Source organism: Litoribacillus peritrichatus, assembly GCF_039537985.1.
Lineage (GTDB): Bacteria > Pseudomonadota > Gammaproteobacteria > Pseudomonadales > Litoribrevibacteraceae > Litoribacillus > Litoribacillus peritrichatus.
Genome location: NZ_BAABBN010000004.1, coordinates 921,625 through 939,445, shown reverse-complemented (window position 1 = coordinate 939,445; position 17,821 = coordinate 921,625). Strand labels below are relative to the sequence as shown.

Annotated in this window: 17 protein-coding genes; 6 read left to right on the top strand and 11 right to left on the bottom strand. The window is 44.9% G+C overall.

The window, feature by feature from the left end:
• Window positions 1-39 precede the first annotated feature (39 nt).
• Window positions 40-2,181, top strand: a complete 2,142-nt coding sequence (locus tag ABD744_RS05500) for a hypothetical protein (protein ID WP_344796256.1) — start codon at window positions 40-42, stop codon at window positions 2,179-2,181.
• A 97-nt stretch (window positions 2,182-2,278) separates the two neighbouring features.
• Here the strand turns inward: ABD744_RS05500 and ABD744_RS05495 are convergent, their stop codons facing one another.
• From ABD744_RS05495 to ABD744_RS05485, 3 genes are all read right to left on the bottom strand, one after another.
• Window positions 2,279-2,851, bottom strand: coding sequence for a phosphoribosyltransferase (locus ABD744_RS05495; RefSeq protein ID WP_344796254.1), 573 nt, complete (start codon window positions 2,849-2,851; stop codon window positions 2,279-2,281).
• A 175-nt stretch (window positions 2,852-3,026) separates the two neighbouring features.
• Window positions 3,027-3,845, bottom strand: coding sequence for a bifunctional transcriptional activator/DNA repair enzyme AdaA (locus ABD744_RS05490; protein ID WP_344796252.1), 819 nt, complete (start codon window positions 3,843-3,845; stop codon window positions 3,027-3,029).
• Window positions 3,846-3,984: 139 nt separating this feature from the next.
• On the bottom strand, window positions 3,985-4,968 hold the full coding sequence (locus ABD744_RS05485; RefSeq protein ID WP_344796250.1) for a hypothetical protein: 984 nt from the start codon (window positions 4,966-4,968) through the stop codon (window positions 3,985-3,987).
• Between the two features lie 159 nt (window positions 4,969-5,127).
• Here ABD744_RS05485 and ABD744_RS05480 point away from each other — a divergent pair, with 159 nt between their 5' ends.
• Entirely contained in the window at window positions 5,128-6,072 is a 945-nt protein-coding gene (locus tag ABD744_RS05480; protein ID WP_344796248.1) for a LysR family transcriptional regulator, read from the top strand.
• Between the two features lie 24 nt (window positions 6,073-6,096).
• Here ABD744_RS05480 and ABD744_RS05475 read toward each other — a convergent pair whose 3' ends face one another.
• The 5 genes from ABD744_RS05475 to ABD744_RS05455 all read right to left on the bottom strand — a co-directional run bounded on the left by ABD744_RS05475 (window position 6,097) and on the right by ABD744_RS05455 (window position 10,227).
• Complete coding sequence (locus ABD744_RS05475; RefSeq protein WP_344796246.1) at window positions 6,097-6,348, bottom strand: acyl carrier protein; 252 nt, start codon at window positions 6,346-6,348, stop codon at window positions 6,097-6,099.
• Between the two features lie 36 nt (window positions 6,349-6,384).
• Window positions 6,385-7,884, bottom strand: a complete 1,500-nt coding sequence (locus ABD744_RS05470; protein ID WP_344796244.1) for a class I adenylate-forming enzyme family protein — start codon at window positions 7,882-7,884, stop codon at window positions 6,385-6,387.
• Between the two features lie 49 nt (window positions 7,885-7,933).
• Window positions 7,934-8,482 carry a hypothetical protein gene (locus ABD744_RS05465; RefSeq protein ID WP_344796242.1) on the bottom strand — a complete coding sequence of 183 codons (549 nt, stop codon included), beginning with the start codon at window positions 8,480-8,482 and terminating at the stop codon, window positions 7,934-7,936.
• A gap of 105 nt (window positions 8,483-8,587) precedes the next feature.
• Window positions 8,588-9,148 (bottom strand): hotdog family protein, encoded by a 561-nt coding sequence (locus tag ABD744_RS05460; RefSeq protein WP_344796240.1) that lies wholly within the window; start codon window positions 9,146-9,148, stop codon window positions 8,588-8,590.
• Window positions 9,149-9,270: 122 nt separating this feature from the next.
• Window positions 9,271-10,227 (bottom strand): hypothetical protein, encoded by a 957-nt coding sequence (locus tag ABD744_RS05455; RefSeq protein ID WP_344796238.1) that lies wholly within the window; start codon window positions 10,225-10,227, stop codon window positions 9,271-9,273.
• Window positions 10,228-10,527: 300 nt separating this feature from the next.
• Between ABD744_RS05455 and ABD744_RS05450 the strand changes: the two genes are divergently transcribed.
• Window positions 10,528-10,776 carry a tautomerase family protein gene (locus ABD744_RS05450; protein ID WP_344796236.1) on the top strand — a complete coding sequence of 83 codons (249 nt, stop codon included), beginning with the start codon at window positions 10,528-10,530 and terminating at the stop codon, window positions 10,774-10,776.
• An 85-nt stretch (window positions 10,777-10,861) separates the two neighbouring features.
• A complete protein-coding gene (locus ABD744_RS05445; protein WP_344796234.1) occupies window positions 10,862-12,322 on the top strand; it encodes a cytochrome c family protein in 1,461 nt (486 codons plus the stop codon).
• 73 nt (window positions 12,323-12,395) lie between these two features.
• On the opposite strand, the gene ABD744_RS05440 is transcribed toward ABD744_RS05445, so the two are convergent.
• Together ABD744_RS05440 and ABD744_RS05435 are read right to left on the bottom strand one after the other, a co-directional pair.
• Entirely contained in the window at window positions 12,396-13,202 is an 807-nt protein-coding gene (locus tag ABD744_RS05440) for a hypothetical protein (protein WP_344796232.1), read from the bottom strand.
• Window positions 13,203-13,343: 141 nt separating this feature from the next.
• On the bottom strand, window positions 13,344-14,384 hold the full coding sequence (locus tag ABD744_RS05435; RefSeq protein ID WP_344796230.1) for an AraC family transcriptional regulator ligand-binding domain-containing protein: 1,041 nt from the start codon (window positions 14,382-14,384) through the stop codon (window positions 13,344-13,346).
• A 181-nt stretch (window positions 14,385-14,565) separates the two neighbouring features.
• Between ABD744_RS05435 and ABD744_RS05430 the strand changes: the two genes are divergently transcribed.
• The gene (locus ABD744_RS05430; RefSeq protein WP_344796228.1) at window positions 14,566-15,465 is read left to right on the top strand and encodes a sterol desaturase family protein; all 900 of its coding nucleotides are present in this window, start codon (window positions 14,566-14,568) and stop codon (window positions 15,463-15,465) included.
• Window positions 15,466-15,481: 16 nt separating this feature from the next.
• Here ABD744_RS05430 and ABD744_RS05425 read toward each other — a convergent pair whose 3' ends face one another.
• Window positions 15,482-16,375 carry a LysR family transcriptional regulator gene (locus ABD744_RS05425; RefSeq protein ID WP_344796226.1) on the bottom strand — a complete coding sequence of 298 codons (894 nt, stop codon included), beginning with the start codon at window positions 16,373-16,375 and terminating at the stop codon, window positions 15,482-15,484.
• Window positions 16,376-16,746: 371 nt separating this feature from the next.
• Between ABD744_RS05425 and ABD744_RS05420 the strand changes: the two genes are divergently transcribed.
• A complete protein-coding gene (locus tag ABD744_RS05420) occupies window positions 16,747-17,748 on the top strand; it encodes a hypothetical protein (protein WP_344796224.1) in 1,002 nt (333 codons plus the stop codon).
• Window positions 17,749-17,821 lie beyond the last annotated feature (73 nt).

Below are 17,821 nucleotides of genomic sequence, written 5' to 3'. Positions count from 1 at the left end.
CAATATTCGAATTCAACTCAGACTACCAAAGGGATCATAATGAAAGCCCCACAACGTCTATTGTCTAAAATAATTGCGCTTCCTGTTTGTTTGATATCCGCTTCCGTATCTTTTGCAAGCACCCAACTCTCAGAACAAGCTTGCATGCCTGATTCACAGCTTAAAACCATTTACGTCAACGGCGAAATAGCCACCTCAGGCGACGGTCAGTCCTGGGCAACCGCCTTCAACAACTTGCATGACGCATTTGAGCTGGCAGAATCCACAAGCCACGGAGAACAGATATGGGTCAGTCAAGGAACCTATACAAACCATGAAACAAGCTACCGTTTACCAAACAACGTTTACTTGATTGGAGGCTTCAGAGGTACAGAGCAACGCCTACAAAGCTTGACACGCACCCCGGACAAAACCGAGCGGCACAAAACCAAATTAGTCTCAGCATTGAAGAACAGCCCATTGATGTTCACTTCAGACAACTCAAACATTGCCCTATACAATTTACATATCACAGGAGGTCGAGCCAATGGTCACCTTTCTGAGGATGCCTTGAATGCGTCTAACCAGGTGCGCGGTTCAGGTTTGTTCGCTGTGGATTCTCACGTCACCATTTGCAACAGCGCCTTTACCAACAATGAAGCAAAAAAGTTTGGCGGAGCTGTTTTTGTTGAAGGCGGCGCTCTTTCAATCATCAACAGTGCATTTAGCCATAACCAAACCGTTCGTTCGAAAACGGATGTCCACGATTCTTTAGCAGAAGCCGACACAGACGGTGGTGCCGTTGCCGCGCACAACACCCACCAAGTTACCATTCACAACAGTGTATTTGAGAAAAATACCGCAGGCGATGATGGCGGCGCCGTTGCTGTCCGTCGGTCTAACGTAACCGTCAGCCATAGCCATTTTGATAAAAACCGCGCCATTGGGTTTTCTGTGCCCTTCACTCAACCCACCATCACCGATGATTTTGTGACCAGCTTTGGCGGCGGTTTGGCGATCCATAATGAGTTTGACCCAACCAACCCGGCGGATCAAACCAAACAAGTAGTCATTGCAGATACCCGATTTACCAATAACAGAAGTTCTATTGGTGCCGGCGCTTTCGTTCTGGGTAATCCAGGCAGCGAAACCCGAATCACCCGAGCGACCTTTAAAAATAACGGTGGAAATGGTATTCCTCATGACGCCCCAAATACCAACATAGACGGCATTGAGTTTGGCAACGGCGCAGCGGGCCTGCTTTTAACTGGAACACGACAAGGAGACAGGGCCACAGATGCCAACGGAAACTTCATCAGGCCTTTACATCAGGCTTATATCAACAATGCGTTATTCAAAAATAATGAGTCCAGCTACAGCGGCTCTCTGGTCATGATCAGCCTGAATACAGAAATCAACGACAGCGTCTTCAAAAACAACGTTGCCCGAGCACGTGGCGGAGCCATATGGAATCAGAACTTTTTTGCCCTATTCGATCAATTCGCCGGTTTGGCACCTGACTTCGGCAGTACCATCATTAACAACAGTCTGTTTTCCGGCAACACCAGCCTTGGTCAGCTCGAAACCGGCCAAGCCGACGTATTCCCCGGTATCATGAAAAATGAAGAACAAACTTACGGCGGTGGTGCCATCAGTAATGATTTGGCGGGTCGATTGACGATCAACAATAGCCAGTTCTTTAACAACACATCGGTAAACGGCGACGGGGGAGCGATCCACAACGCCACAACGCCCATTACCTTCTTTGGTATGATTGGCGCACCCATCACCTACCCTTCCACACTGACCGTCAACGGCAGCGCATTCATTAATAACCAAACATCAATGAATGGCAGTGGCGGCGCCATTGCCACTGGAGGCAATGAATTTAACGGCGTTCTGCTCGGAGCAGACGGCACCGACTTAGCCGCTGTCTCGGAAGGCTCAACCTCAACGGTAAATCACTCTGTGTTCTTCAAAAATTCATCCGTCAACGATGGCGGCGCATTTGCGAACTGGAACGGATCAAGCCTTTCCATCAACCAAAGCTGGATCATCAACAATAAAACAGCAGGCAATGGCACAGCGATTTCTTCGGTCGGACACGAAGACAACCTGGCTTCAATGCATCTTGAAAGCAACATAATTAAAGGAAAAAACAACCAAACCCAGGCCTTGATTTATCAAGTGAACACCCAATAGAAAACTGATAAATTTTTCAGTTGAGCAAAAAAAAACGACGAACCAACCAGGTCTCGTCGTTTTTTTACCAGTGCCTCTTCTTAGAGACACTTTTGAATTATTTTAATAACCCAAGCTCTTCCATCTTCTTCGCGACATCAGCAAACTCAGGCTTGTTATTAATAATCTCTTCTTTCGTCAAACCGTCCAACTCATGCGGGAAAACCAACCATTCATTTGTTTCGTGCACATAATAGTCGGGTTTATTGTCTGTTTTGTTATTTGCAGGCTTGAAGTAAGGCGTTGCAATGCGAATCTCCGGAGAGTTCTTCTTACACGCTTTTTTAATATCAAATAACGTTTGCTGGATGCTCAAACCTGAATCATGTACGTCGTCCACAATTAATAGCGAATCTTCAGACTCCAACCGCTTAACCAGATACGTTAGGCCGTGCACTTTAACGTGTCGGCTTCGTTCCCCAATACCGGTATAGGAAGAAGTACGAATCGCAATGTGATCCGATTCCACACCAAGTACGTCTAAAACTTCCTGTACAGCAATACCTACGGGTGCGCCACCACGCCATACACCTACGATGTAGTTTGGGCGGAAGCCACTTTCAAAAATTTGTAGTGCCATCTTTGTTGAATCTTCAAGAAGCTGTTGAGCACTGATGTAAACTTTTTCCATTATGAACCTCAAAGTAAAGGTAGAAACAGACCTTTGATTTGCTTAATTGCTAAAAAGAATTTCCTGTATTTTAGCGAAAATTTACCTACTTTCAGCAACAAACATCTTGTGTCAGGTCAAAGGGGCTGCGGATTATAAGTTGACCAAATAGTTAAATAAAGCAGAATCGTGTAATTTATGACGATTCGCAGGCCAGCATCGCTGCTTTTCGGGGAAGCCCCCAACGGTACCCACCGAGCTCACCTGAGCCCCGAATAACCCGATGACAAGGGATAAGATGAGCAACCGGATTGGCCCCTATGGCCGATGCCACGGCTCTTACCGCTTTGGGTTTACCTATGGCGTTAGCTATCGCCTGATAGGTTGTAACGGCTCCCGGTGGGATACTAAGTAAGGCTTTCCATACCTGAATCTGGAAGTTCGTGCCTTTCACAACCAGCGTTAATGCATCCTGCTGGGCACTGAACAAGGCGTCGGCAACGCCCAAGGTAGCTGACTGGTCATGAATTAACTCTGCGTTCTTCCACAGCTTTTGTAATTGGGAAACCGCCGCTGAACATTCCTTATCATTGTTATTTATGAAATCAACTTTACACACACCCCGGTCCGTTGTTGCCACAAACGAAAAACCAAAGTGCGTCTCATGAAACCCATAACGAATGAACAGGCCCTCACCGTCTGTCTTGAAGTCACCGGGTGTCACCCCTTCCATTGATATGAACAAATCATGCAAGCGACTACTGCCCGATAAGCCTGCAGCGAAAGCAGACTCCACCACAGATACATTCGCCTCAAGCTGCACTTTGGCATGTTCAAGTGTTAAAAACTGAAGATACCGCTTAGGGCTGATGCCTGCCCACCGAGAGAACATTCGTTGAAAATGATGTTCGCTCAGGTGAACATGCGCTGCAACCTCACTTAATAGAGGCTGTTTGAGTTTATGGGCGTGGATAAACTCAATGGCTTTTTCTATTCTCGAATAATCAGAAGTCATAGGTCGTCGCAGCAAACAAAATCTGAGTACATTAATGTACTGATTTAACCCTTAAAACACGACCCGTTTCTTGCTGAAAACACCAAAAAAGGAGGTTATGCCAGCCGGGATAACGCTCAGCCACCTTACCCCGGAGCCTTTATTTTTCGGCGTGCCTAACCGGCAATGGAGACATAATATGTTCGACAGCCTTGGTAAAGACACTGAACAAACTTTCTCCGCCACCCAGTGAAAATAAAACCAAGCAACAGGCAATGATAGGTACATGGCCAACCAGTTCATGAAGTCCGAGCAAAATGGACGTCATCAAAAAAAATCCGGAAACAACCACAATTACCAATCGAGTAGCAATGCCTAACAGAATCAACACACCAAACGTCAGTTCGGCAATACCCGCTGAGAACACAAACAATAAATCATTAAAAGCCTCGAGCCCCATCATGGTCATAAAATTCCAAGGGTGCAGAGTTAAGAACTCAAGCCCCAGAGCAGGCTCCATTAATTTATTATGAATGGCCAATACCATTAGCTGGATACCCAGACCAATCCTTAAAACATGCAAAGCGACTGAAGGAAACTTATGGCTCAGGCAAAACGCGATGCTGATGGCAATAAACTCGAAGATATAATCAATCCATAAACTGGCGGCTACAGCATCCATTGCCAGAAAACAAAGTACAAACAGAAAAGCACCAGAATAGCGTGGCGGCAAGGAAGAAACCAAGGCAACACCACAAACGGCCTGGATGATCAGGTAGGTTTCTAAATCCTGAGTAATAACAATGTTTGGCGCTAAAAATATGTTTTCAAAGCTGATCCAAATAAGTGTGCCACCGCAGCCATACGCCAACAAACGCCACTGATCCACCTTTGGCCAAGTATTAAAAAAAGCGCCCCGATAAAGAGGGGATAGCTTTCGGTCAACAGCAAAACAGACGGCTGCAAACACAAATGCCAGCGCAATCAGTAAGTAATAAACGCCGGTCCACTCAAACGACAACACCTCATCAGAAGAATCCACAAACCAGCGAACATGGGCATAGGAAGGTACGAAAGTCAGTAATCCAATTATTATTAAAGCAATTTTATTATTTATAGTTATTTGGCTATTTCTCGATTTCATAGTGCCTCCCGTGGCAAAAATGAAATATTTTTGTGTGCTAACTCACAGTACGTGCTTCGCAAAAAGAATCGCGGAAAACACTTCGAAATTTATCATTGACGAACCATTCAAAAAGCCATTAAATACCCCTCCACTTATACTAAAAAATTATAACAAGTCATGAATAAACTAAAAGACCTGCCTCGGTTCCTCATTTTTCATGAAGTTGCTAAACAAGGTTCATTTACGCTGGCAGCAAACCAGCTTGGCCTGACCAAATCAGCAATCAGCCAGCATGTAAGTCAACTGGAAAAAACGCTGCAGGTTCAGCTCCTGAACCGCACTACCCGAGGGTTAACCCTCACTGAGGCCGGCGAACGTTTCCTGCAATATTGCGTTGAAATCCGACAACAGATCGACATGGCGTTTGACGAAATTCAAGAGCTGGAAAAAACACCAAGAGGTGTACTGACCATCACCGCACCCCACTCGCTTGAGCAAGAAGTAGTACTTCCGACGTTGGCCGAATACTGCCTTGAATTCCCCAACATTAAGCCCAACATCATTATTGATGATGAGCCGCTCGACCTGATCAAAAACAACATCGACATTGCGTTACACATTGGCCAGCTGAAAGACAGCAGTTATCGGGCCAGGCGCCTCGGCCAACTTGAAGACATCATATGTGCTTCCCCAAAATACCTGCTGGAGCACCCGCCCATTCTGTCTATTGCTAATCTGGCATCTCACACCTGGGTTGCAACTTGCTGGCAGCAAATGCGTCCTCAGTGCAAACTGACTCAATACAGTGCATCCTGTTCCACTGAAACAGAGGTGTTTTCTGTACCTCAGGACATTAAGACCAACACTTTGCCTGCCGCGTTAAACCTCATCGAACAAGGGTTTGGCATTGGCATGTTGCCAGACATTTGTACCTTTAATTCGCTGAACGATGGCAGGCTCACTCGAATATTGCCGGATGTAAAATGTACGTTATGGCCCATTCATGCGATTCATCCATACCACGGGAAAGTTCCCGGTAAAGTAAAGCGCTTCATTGATATCGCTCAGAAAAACATCAACCGTTTTCAATCAGACCAAGGTCGGCTTGTCACGTTCGATTAACGAAATAAACGACCAATCAAAAATTTACGCCGTCACTTTAATTTGTTGATCTACATGATTAATTAAGTTTTCCAGGGTTTGCGTCACAGACACAGGCATAGCCTCCATACTGATATCCAGGTCAAACTCCTCTTCCAGAAAAATCCGCAGCTCAGTTTGAGCCAAACTGTCTAAAGATAAATCATCCTTATTACCCATAAACTCAATCTGACTCAGCATCAGCTCATCTTTCAAAAAAGTTTTTAATGTCGCTTCTAGTTCTTTCTTATCAGACATAATAATTCCTAGTATCTAATCTATTAATGATTTGGTTCAAACTGCTGGCTCAGTACCTTGACCTTCATGTTTTACTGCTTTGGTTAACTTCTTACCGGTCGCAGACCGCTCGATGTGATCAACAAACACAAAATCCGCCGGAATGGAGGCATGAGGCAGCTCTTTCAGTAAGCTTCGGCGTAACTTTGAGGCCGGAATTTCAATGTCGGCGTGTATCTTCGCTCGGGCAATCTGGCCTTTTTCCTGATCAAATATCCCTTCCACTCGTACATCAATGACACCATCTATATGTCTGATGATGGACTCAATGACTGGAGGAAACAGCTTCTCGCCATTCTGAACGATCATCTCCTTATCACGAGACACAAAATAAAAGTGCTCATTGGTCTTCATGAAAAGGTCTCCGGTTTTCACCTTACCTTCCGGCCAATCAGGCATCTCGACGCCACGCTCAACGCCGTAGAAATAACCCAGAGTGCGAGTTGATGTCTTAACCACCAACTCACCAAGGTCGGTGGCATCATCGGAATGGCTCAAAAGCTCCAGCTCGCAGCCTGCGAGAGGTTCTCCCAAAGGAACGATCAAACCGGAAGGAATGTCCTGGTGGTCAAAACGCCAGGAAGCGACTCTCGGGCCTGCTTCCGTCAAACCATAGGTGCTGTAAAGTTCACAACCAGCAAACTTTGATTTCAGAATATTGGCCGCTTCCGAGCTTAATGCATCGCCACCAAACGTCAGCATCCGAAGCGAAGGAATATCCACATCCAAACGCTGGCCGAAATAGGGTGTAAGAGCCAGCACGGAGATTTTGTTCTCATTCGCCCAGAGAGGATCAAGTTGAGACGACCGGGCCTGGAATACAAATTTTGACCCTTTCACCAAGCTTGCAATTAAATTCGCCACCAACCCATAACTGTAATAAATAGGCAGGAAGCCAGCGATCACATCATCCGATCTTAAACCCACCGCATCGCAGTGACGCTGAGCATTAATGAACACATTGCGAGCGGAATGAAGAATTGCTTTCGGTTGACCCGTTGTGCCTGAACTAAAAATGGCCACTTGGGCGTCAGTAATCGGATTTAATGCTTTTTTAGATTCCGCAATCGCAGGCTCATTTACCTTAGATAATGAATAAGAGAACATTCTCCCATTAAGGTGCTCATTTACTTCCGACTCAATTACCTGCATTGCAAACGTATTTTGCACAGCAAAAACCGAAGGTTTATCAGCAAAAAAACATTCCACGCCAAACTGTTTAATCACCTGGCATACACGAGGAATGGGATCATAGGGGTTGCCAACGAACACCACACCACCAGCCTTTAATACACCAAAGAAAGCAATAACCGATGAAATTGAGTTTGTCATCCTGACCAGTGCAGCTGAGCCTTTTTCAAAGCCCGAATTTTCCAACTCAGCTGCGAATTCAGATATCGAATAGTACAGTTCTCTGCCAGTCAGCGACGCCTGAAATTCGGATAAAACAACATTATGATTGGCTTCAAGATTTGATAAAAACCGAGTAATTTCCATGTTCTTTATTCCTGTAACACCATGTCCGGTGGATGAGTTCAACGTCCTGTTACCGCTTCAGGTACTCTAAAATATTCGATAATTCAGGTTGAGAACTGATCAACCCCATCATGGTTGGCTTTTCAGCCCACGGGTAGTCAGATAACTCCGCTTGCAAGCGATCTAACCAACCCGAGTTTTCTTCGAACGAAACCATGTGGTCAATCACGATATGAACACGCTTAATAACCCAGGTTTGATTTTGCTGTTCAAACAACCAGTTGTAAGTTCCACTGCCAATTCTGGTATTGCCGGATGCTTTCTCTCTCATCGATACAAGCCAGTGCTGATCAACCACTTTGCATTCGTTAAGTTGGCTGAAGTTCTGATCAAGGTAATAACTCTTCACCTGGCCAAAGAGCTCATGGAAATCGCCGAACATGACTTCCGATATACGCTTATTACCAACAATCTCATCAGGGAAAGATATATTTGGCGTATTAATTTCAAACGTAACAATGCCGTCATCTGAGAACGAAGCTTCAAGGACATCAGGCTTAACATTGTCTTTACCGTCCATGTAACGATTCAAAACATCTTTTGCATCTAACTCATTCATTTTTAACCCCTCCATCAAGGTGTGCCGTTGTCACCGTCTCTCAGCTACAAGCCAATAATCCACTAACAATATGTAAAAAATATGGTTATTAAGGCTTCGGACGAATTACATCCAGATTCCGTCGTAAATGCGTCGCTTCGCACGTACAATTTCAGAAGTTACTTGAATTGCCGGTTTAAACGTAAGGCCGTATTTGTTCGGTTGATCGTAATAAGGAAAGTCCCTGATCTTGCCTTCCAGGCGAACCGTCATGGTTTTATTGGCACCATTATCAAGAGCCCACACTGCAAAATCCAAAACGCACCCCGGAGGAATCGGGTGGCCATAATCTGAATTAATATTCTTAAATGCCGTCACTTCACCGTTCATTTTCCCGGTCATTGCGGTAAACAGAATCGTCGCTATTTGGTTAATGTCTTGCGTCAGATTCGTCCCGGGATACATGGCTGCATCATCAAAATGCCCGGCAAACACAGGGTCTGAAATGGAAATACCACGTACGGCATGAACCCACCCGGCTTCAAAATCATGGTCTTTGATCCAATCGACACCTAAACAAGGATGGCCATGTCTTAAATACGTTTTGCACTCGGTATGGGAAATCATTCCCTTGCCTGTGCCACTTAATTCATTCAATACCTTGTCAAAGGTTAAATCTTCGTTCATCCGTTCGTACCCAAAGTTCCAAGCAAAATTCAACAACATCCGTTCAAGCTCATGCCCTTGAACCTTTCAGACCTCACAGTCTTGGCTCAAGTGCATGAGATGAACTACAAAAAAATCAGTGATTATTTTTTACGTGAAAATTTTGGATAGCAGCCGTGAATAGAAGGCTTAGACAACTCTGTGACAGGCTCCTGAAGCAACTCGCCAGAGGTTGGGAAAACCATTTGGTTACCCGCATAAATACCCGTTGGCAATTTAGACCAAGTACCGGCAGGTGCGCCTCCGTATACCTGTGCATCCCAATGGTAGAACGCAGAGATATAAGCTGAACATGACGCTTCACCTGCTTCACAAGAACGGGCCGGAGAATAAGCCATCTCGATTTCTTTATAAGCACAGCCGTTGTTATCAGTGATCATCGCATTAGGTAAGCCACCTAACGGAACGGCATAACCAGCAGCGGTTTCAGTTGAAGGATTCTTAATGCCTACATCCCACAAAGTATAAATGCTGTTCGGCAGTGCTTCGCGGATAGTAATACGAACAATGCTCTTACCGTTACGACGCTCAACCACAGTCATCTTGCCTTGAATGTCTTCCCACTCGCCTACGGTTGGAGATTCATTCACGCCTTTAGCACGGTAAATAGAAGGCTCGCTGGCCGAATCTTCAAAGTTACCCGCAACAACACGATCTTCCGGTGCAGTAAAACCGAAATAGTTTGTACCGATTTCGTCCAAAGTAACATTGACTGTCGTCTCATCAATCTCGCCACCAGGCACAAAGAAATCAAAGAAGGAACGAGTCGTCGCCAATGGCGTGTTACGATCCGTGTATGGTGTAATTTGCTGGCTATCAAAGCTGCCTTCAGCAGCCAAAGCACCAATTTCTAAAATCGCTGTTTCAGAGTTCAGCATGCCTACACCAGGCGCTACCACACTGTAATCACCAATAGGAGATCCGTTGTAGGTGTTAATTCCATGGGCAACGTAGCCAGGAAAAACCGAGTAAGAGCCAGCCATTGTCATGGTAGATACAGCTAAACATCCTAAGCCCATTGCAATTTTTTTCAGTTTCATCGGGTATTCTTCCTTCGTGTCTTGATTTATCGCTAGTGTTATGGGAAGTATTAAGTTACTTCTCTTTAGTTGTTCTCAAGCAAGCAAATACGATCACCTGACCAGGCCATTCTAGTGATTCAAGCCCCCCCAACAATCGCTAATAATTGAACTCACTGTTAAGTCATCCTTAACCCCTCCCTCTCATACTAAGTAACTGTTTTTAAATGATTTTATTTTTTTCTGGTACTTAATTATTAAATCCAAAGTTGGATTTTCTGTGACACAGTTAACAATTTATTTGCCAACAAAGCTTTTACCATGAGCGCGCCAGATAACCTGTTACAAAAAGAGGAAAACATCGTGCCTTTCATCAACATTAAACTGACCGACACAGGAGTGACTAAGACTCAGAAAGAAGAACTAATAAAAAAAACCACACAAATCTTAACTGATGTTTTAGGTAAGCCAGCCAGTAGCACTCATGTCGTCATTGAAGAGATTAATACAGACAACTGGGGCGTTGGGGGTGAATCCATCAGCAAGATACGAAACAACAAACTTGATTAGCACATAAGCCCTCATAACCTTCCTTTGACTGAAGCCAAAGATAAAAAAGGTGATTAGCCAACATGAGAGGCACTAAGGAACAAAAATGAAGAAACTAAGCGTATTGATACCAAGTGCATTTGCACTAACGGGGTTAGCTCTCTCCGGCCAGGCCTCGGCCAAGTTTTTTGAAGATACCGTCATTGGTGAACGTCCTGCGGTTGAAAAACACATGAGCCAAGAAGACATTGAGGCTGGTAACCTGCATCTGAAGAAAATCATAAAGCACGGTAAAGTTGTATTTGATGCCCGCTTTAATGAACTGGATGGTCGAGGCCGTCCCGCAACTACGGGTGGCGGTGCACCACGTGACCCTCACGGTCAACCTGAATTTCTAAGAACATCCGGCCCGGATGCGAATGCATGTGCCGGTTGTCACAATCAGCCATCTTCAGGTGGCGCAGGCGACTTCGTTGCCAACGTATTTGTTCTGGCCCAGACTCTTGACCCAGTGACCGAGTCTATTTCTCCGGAGTTCAGTAATGAGCGAAACACTTTGGGTATGTTTGGCGCTGGCCCAATTGAAATGCTTGCCCGTGAAATGACAGAAGAGCTGATCACCATTCGTGAAGATGCAAAAATGGAAGCTGCATACTCCAACATGAGTGTCACTAAACCGTTAGAAGCAAAAGGGGTTTCCTTCGGCTCCATTACTGTAACGCCAGAAGGCAAAGTTGACCCAACCAACATCGAAGGTGTCGACTGGGATCTGATCATTAAACCTTTCCACCAGAAAGGTGCCGTTGTTTCTTTACGTCAGTTCACCAACAACGCCATGAACCACCACCACGGAATACAAACCACCGAGCGATTCGGCGAAAATACTGACCCGGATCAGGACGGTGTTGAAAACGAACTGTCAGTAGGTGATGTAACGGCGGCCACGGTTTACCAAGCAACACTGCCAGCACCAAAACAAAAGCTGTCATTGAACCCGATTCGCAGAAAAGCAGCCCGTGAAGGCGAGCAACTTTTCTCAGAAGTTGGCTGTAATAGCTGTCACGTGCCTGAAATGAAACTGGCCTCACGTGAATTTTCTGAGCCAAACCCTTATAACCCGAATGGAAACCTGAAAGTAGAAGAAGTTTCTGAGCTTTTGACTTGGGACATGACTCGATTCAATGAAGGTAATTCACTTCTTAAGCGTCACAGACAAGGTGCGATCATCAAAGCCTTTACTGACCTTAAACGTCATAACCTGTGTGACGACGATTACAATCACTTCTGTAATGAGCAGCTGACTCAAGGCAGCTTGATTGGTTTCGCCTCAGCAGATGATTTCACAGTACCCGGTGAACCTCGCCCTACTGAAGTATTCCTGACGCGTAAGCTGTGGGACGTTGCAGACAGTGATCCGTATGGTCACCGAGGTGATCTGACCACCATTACTGAAGCGGTTTACCAACATGGCGGTGAAGCACGCGACGTTCGTGATGAGTTCTTCGATCTTCAGCAAGAAGACAGAGATAAAATTGTTGAGTTCCTTAAGACGTTAGGCGTTTTCTAAACCCAGCCTCAACGATGAAAGGCTCTCTGCTGAGAGCCTTTCATCGCAATTTATTCACCAGCCTCATTTACAATCACTTAATTGAAAACCAATAGTTCTTGTTCTCCAAAGGTGTCAACGCAGGTAAAAGCGGATTATCGAGATCATGAATGATTCGGTTGGTTAAATCGGCCTGATCCAGATACTGCTGATGTTGCTCATAAAACATTTGATCAAAACTGCCGTCTTTGATGGCCTTTAAAAGCCCGTCTTCCAATAATTTTTTTAATGCCCGATCGTCTTTATTCACAAAAAAATAAAAGGCCGTGGGGTATCGCACCAAATGGTTGGATTCCACCACAATCCGTTTTGATGCTTGTATTCTGGCTTCATCCCAGATTTCTACAATAGAACGTGGAAATAAGTCTGCTCTGCCACCCACCACCATATCAAAAATGGTCGAATAATAAGGCGCACCAACGACGTCAAAACCATTGCTCCTGAGAATTTCGGTGTCTGGCCAATCATGCCCCTGAATGAGACGGTAACTTTTTAAATCGAACGTCGTTTCTGCCTGAAAGAAAGCATCTTCGTAACTTTGTTCAATCAAAAATAAACGCCAGCCAATCAGTCCCTTATAGATAGGAATCCGAATGGGTTCTAACATGGCCTCCCTTTCTTTTGAGGTCATCGTCCAAACCACATCCACATCCAGGCCTTTACTCAACTGCAATAATGCTCGCCCTTGAGTCATTAATTTATTGCTCGGTTTTATGACCAGATTTTGACCTGCTTTACGAATGGCCAAATGAAGCATCTTTACTGGATAGCGGGTTCGCTCATCAAACGAGGACTCAGGCTTAGGGTAAATAATCTCCCTGCCACTCACAAAAATCGACATTGAAAACAGACATAAGAACAAGAAACATCTCATACAACATCAACACCAATCCGCACACTGCTATTCAGCACAAAGCTATTCAGCACAATAATATTCAGCACAATATCCATCCGCAGAAACATCCCGGTCAGAGACTGAAAATCAGAGTGCTTTCTTGAACTTGGCAGGAGATTCACCCAACCATTGGCGAAATGCACGATTGAAAGCACTCTGTTCAGAATAGCCCAACATCAATGCTATTTCAGGCAAACTGATTTTATCGTCTGCCAAGTATTGCCTGGCTAAGGTTTTACGTGTTTCCCTAAGCACATTTCGGAACACCAGCCCATTCTCTTTTAATCTTCGGTGCAGGCTTCGGGTCGACATATGTAATTTTTCTGCCACCGCTTCTACCGTCGGGTCGCCCTCATGAAGACACCGGGCTAATACGGAATGCAGACTTGCGATTGAATTTGAATCCGCGTCAGGCGCTTGATTCAATAAATTAAGGGCTTGTGAATTTAGCAGCTGATGAAGATTCTCATCGCTTCCTATGATCGGAAGTTCGAACAACCGCGCCGGAAATCCCACTCTTAAATTCGGTTGAGAAAACCGGACTTCACAATCAAAGTATTCAAGGTATAAGGGCTGCAACTCAGGTGCTATTGGATTGGTAAAGTCAATACGCGTCGGGCGCAGCGCCATATCCGGCTGTATTTCCAACAAATCCTGAGACATTGCAATCAATGAAGAGATGAGTAATTCGTCCGATATCTGACTGGAATACCCAAAATCAGCTTGCCAGACAAGAAACGCCTGAGGATTATCAGCATCCGACCAATCAAACTCCAACGTCGCTTTATTGCCGTCATAAAGTAAGCGCTGAAAGCGTTCAAAACAGCGTAAAGCCTGCTCAAGGTTCCGGCTGGTTTTCAGTAAATACCCCAAACACCCAAAGTGCTCTACTTTTACAAATTTCCCAATCTCCAGACCAATCGCCGGTAGTTTTAATCGCTGTTCCAGCCTCTCAAGAATTTGCCACCAACGCTCAAAAGACAAGTGCTTATCTGAAGAAATAGCGTGAATCTCTGTTTTCAACCACGCTATATCCACTGGCGCTAAACGGCCATCATCACGCATTCCAGCCAAGAAGTCGGTCAGAAACGAGGAAACATCCGAAGTAATAAGCAGGTTGTTCAGCATATAAATATCTATAGAAGTCTTTAAGAAAACGTCAGTGGCTCAGATTGTCAATTATTAGACCCAAATGGTCAATAACTTCTGGCAACGCCCAACTAATATACCCAACATCAACAATAAAAAATGAATGACCCGGCAACCAGAAACCTGACAAGCCGGGGAATGTACTTAGTTTGGAGGACACATGTCTGATTTACTTCATGCCATCGGTTTCATTATTACCTTTGGTGTTTTTTTCGTCGGAATCATCATTGCTGAAGCCTATTACTGGCATAAAAAGGGTCGTACCGACATCTACGACTTCAAAGAAACCCTGGCCAGCATCACGACCGGAGCCATGTATAAGATCGTGGACGGTATTCTCATCGCCGTCGTGATTACCGGACTGTATGACTACGTTTATCAGTTTGGTTTTCAGTACACACCTAACGATGGCATCTGGAGTATTTTATTAATTTTCTTTGCGGTCGATTTTGTTTTCTATTGGTATCACAGAGCCATGCATAACATTCGTTGGTTATGGACTGGCCACGTGACCCACCACTCTTCCACCCGAATGAACTTTTCAACGGCATTACGCCAGAACTTTATTTATGATCTGAATTTCGGTTGGCTTATTTGGTGGTTACCGATTGCACTTATTGGTTTTGATAAAGACTGGGCCATCATTGCCATTGAGCTGAACCTTGCATACCAGTTCTTTATTCATACTGAAGTGGTTAAGAAAATGGGATGGTGGGAAAAGTTCTTCAATACACCGTCACATCACCGAGTACACCACGGCAGTAACCCTAAGCAAATTGATACCAACTTTGCCGGAGTGTTAATCATCTGGGATAAACTGTTTGGTACCTTTGTGGACGAAGACAACGCGGGCAAAATCAAATACGGCTTAACCACCCGGCAGCCAACGACACTCAACCCGATCAGGTTATGTACCGATGAATTTATTTGTATGACGAAGGACATCATCCGCCATAAAGACTTCAAAATTTTGTACAAAGGACCAAACTACGTTGAGAAAACCTATGGCCGACAAGAAGACACATCCAACCAGACATTCGTAGGAAGTAAAACTCCGTAAACCGATTGCTTCGACGTTAAGAAGGCGTGAACGCCTGACCTTCAATCAGGGGCTTCACGCTTTCACTGAACTCAGTAATATGTCGAACAAACGCCTGGATCTTAGCGTTCTTTCTTAAATCCGGGTGGCTCAGAATCCAGATATCGTGCCGGGTATCCGTTGAATAAGGCGGTATCCGAACCAACGCCGGATCAGGGTCGCCCACAAAACATGGCAAAATGGAAACCCCCATCCCCAACGCACAAAACTGAGCCTGAAGAAAGGTGTCGCCAAGTTTATGCTTAGCTGAAAAACGGGGGTAATCTCTGGCTAATTTCCCCACTGGACGGCGAACCTTGTCCGTCCAGCCAATCCAATTAAACCGGGCCTCAAAATCTGAATCAATGACTTTCGGGCAACTACTTTTGGCAACGTATGGCGCCCGATGCATTTCTGCAAGCTTTCTTCCTATAAGGTACTCCGGCGGATCAGAACAAACCCGAATCGCCACATCGGCTTCACGGTTGGCAAGATTGAGGGGTTCGTTGGTCATTGCAAAATCAAGCTCCACCGCCGGATAAAGACGACAAAACTCAGCGATAGCAGGCATAAACAGTTTTTGCGCCAACAGATCGGGCATGGTTATTCGGATATCGCCAGCTAAGTTTTCATCTTTACCTGCAATTTTACGTTCAACCGTATTTAATCGATCTTCAAGATAAGACGCCTCATTAAAAATCTCATCGCCTAGCTTTGTTCTGACATACCCTTTGGCTGAACGATCGAACAACCGCTGCCCCAAAGACAACTCAAAGCTATTGATGCGACGAGATACTGTTGCGTGATTCACCCCCAACAACTGAGCTGCAGCCCGAACCGAGCCCGTTCGGCAAACTGCCAGAAAAAACTTCAAATCATCCCAGTTCAACATAGGGTTTCCTGCATTTAAATTTTGAAACAACCAAATCAGACCATTCAATAAGACAAACACACAGTCTACCGATTCAACTTACAAAAACTTGTTGCATATATGCAACAAGAACTCGCAAATATTACGAATTACCGACGACAACAATGAAGATTAGAATGCATTCAGAACAAACCAAAGAGCAGCCTAGTAGCCCATAACTACAAGTAACAAAGTGCCATAACAAAAAGCAACGAACAAAATACACACATTAATGTCCATTAGAACGGAAGTATTTAGTAAACCTTTAAATAATTAAAAGAAATCCAAAACACAGTTTTACACGTAACAAGACCAACGAACCATCAACCATTAATAATAGTGAAGCAGCCTGGATGAAAAAAGTTGAACCACTGTTGCAAGGCGAGATAGCCTTAAACAATGCACCTCACGCCGAATTAGACGGCGGTTTGCGTTGCATACCACAACATTATTTAAGCTATCAGCACACGTTGGCATCGGTTGAGGCCTTAGTATTGAAGCTCCATTATTGTGATAAATACCCGATTTTCGTCTCCGAAGACACTTCAGGCATTTATCTTCAGGTCGGTATCATCGGCTACGACAACTACCAACCACTGGATGAACAGCCAAACGCCAAAATCGTTTATGGCCGAAAATGGCGTGTCGAACCTCAACTGCCCTCTTCTGAAATCATTCAGACCGCATTTCTTGCTGTTAAAAAGGCCAGAGAGCACGAAGTAAGAGAGTTATTTCGCTTTTCAAAACATGGCCGAACGACCACTCCGTTCAACAACCATCATGACATCCCGTTATTGGTTCGCTGTAAGCCGTTCTTACAAAGCTATCAACCAAATCAAAAATGCACCACCTCGATAGAAATTGCTCAGCAACTCGAAAAAATACGTTTCGACCATGCTCAATTCTCCATTCATTCATTTGAGCAAAGAACAACCGGTTCATGGTTGGTCGAGCTAAACGTGTTACCGTCTGAAAATACTAAGCTGCCAGAACTGAAAACCACCCGGCACCTGAGCTTTACCCTTGCACAGATGAACTGCAATGAAATGATGTATGGCCTGATGCAGGCTTTAATTGCGCTTAGCGATCGCCATGTAGACGAACATTTCACATTCAATGACGTGGAAAGATTCAGTTGGAGCAACCACATTGAAGGCATCGCAACCTTATCCAGTAAAACCAGACAACTGCACTGCGATGAATCCCTGGCGGATTTTTCCAAACACTGGCAACAAAACAACTACGAAACCGACCAAACCCGTGTTCCCAGGCTTTCTGAAAGCCTGCTTTCAGAAAAGCTCAAACAAACCCTGAAAATGCACAGCCCACTCGAAGGCATTCTTCCGATCAGTTAGCTATGCTTCTGCCTGATCGCCCCCTGTCAGGCGTTATCACATTTCAGGCACTTTCACATTCCAAGCACCCTTG

Bases quoted from the DNA above. Each gene is read 5' to 3' on its own strand.
- ABD744_RS05455 (WP_344796238.1), bottom strand. From the start codon at position 10,227: ATGAAACTGAAAAAAATTGCAATGGGCTTAGGATGTTTAGCTGTATCT.
- ABD744_RS05470 (WP_344796244.1), bottom strand. From the start codon at position 7,884: ATGGAAATTACTCGGTTTTTATCAAATCTTGAAGCCAATCATAATGTT.
- ABD744_RS05425 (WP_344796226.1), bottom strand. From the start codon at position 16,375: ATGTTGAACTGGGATGATTTGAAGTTTTTTCTGGCAGTTTGCCGAACG.
- ABD744_RS05430 (WP_344796228.1), top strand. From the start codon at position 14,566: ATGTCTGATTTACTTCATGCCATCGGTTTCATTATTACCTTTGGTGTT.
- ABD744_RS05465 (WP_344796242.1), bottom strand. From the start codon at position 8,482: ATGAATGAGTTAGATGCAAAAGATGTTTTGAATCGTTACATGGACGGT.
- ABD744_RS05495 (WP_344796254.1), bottom strand. From the start codon at position 2,851: ATGGAAAAAGTTTACATCAGTGCTCAACAGCTTCTTGAAGATTCAACA.
- ABD744_RS05440 (WP_344796232.1), bottom strand. From the start codon at position 13,202: ATGTCGATTTTTGTGAGTGGCAGGGAGATTATTTACCCTAAGCCTGAG.
- ABD744_RS05435 (WP_344796230.1), bottom strand. From the start codon at position 14,384: ATGCTGAACAACCTGCTTATTACTTCGGATGTTTCCTCGTTTCTGACC.
- ABD744_RS05485 (WP_344796250.1), bottom strand. From the start codon at position 4,968: ATGAAATCGAGAAATAGCCAAATAACTATAAATAATAAAATTGCTTTA.
- ABD744_RS05445 (WP_344796234.1), top strand. From the start codon at position 10,862: ATGAAGAAACTAAGCGTATTGATACCAAGTGCATTTGCACTAACGGGG.
- ABD744_RS05460 (WP_344796240.1), bottom strand. From the start codon at position 9,148: ATGAACGAAGATTTAACCTTTGACAAGGTATTGAATGAATTAAGTGGC.
- ABD744_RS05490 (WP_344796252.1), bottom strand. From the start codon at position 3,845: ATGACTTCTGATTATTCGAGAATAGAAAAAGCCATTGAGTTTATCCAC.
- ABD744_RS05480 (WP_344796248.1), top strand. From the start codon at position 5,128: ATGAATAAACTAAAAGACCTGCCTCGGTTCCTCATTTTTCATGAAGTT.
- ABD744_RS05450 (WP_344796236.1), top strand. From the start codon at position 10,528: ATGAGCGCGCCAGATAACCTGTTACAAAAAGAGGAAAACATCGTGCCT.
- ABD744_RS05420 (WP_344796224.1), top strand. From the start codon at position 16,747: ATGAAAAAAGTTGAACCACTGTTGCAAGGCGAGATAGCCTTAAACAAT.
- ABD744_RS05500 (WP_344796256.1), top strand. From the start codon at position 40: ATGAAAGCCCCACAACGTCTATTGTCTAAAATAATTGCGCTTCCTGTT.
- ABD744_RS05475 (WP_344796246.1), bottom strand. From the start codon at position 6,348: ATGTCTGATAAGAAAGAACTAGAAGCGACATTAAAAACTTTTTTGAAA.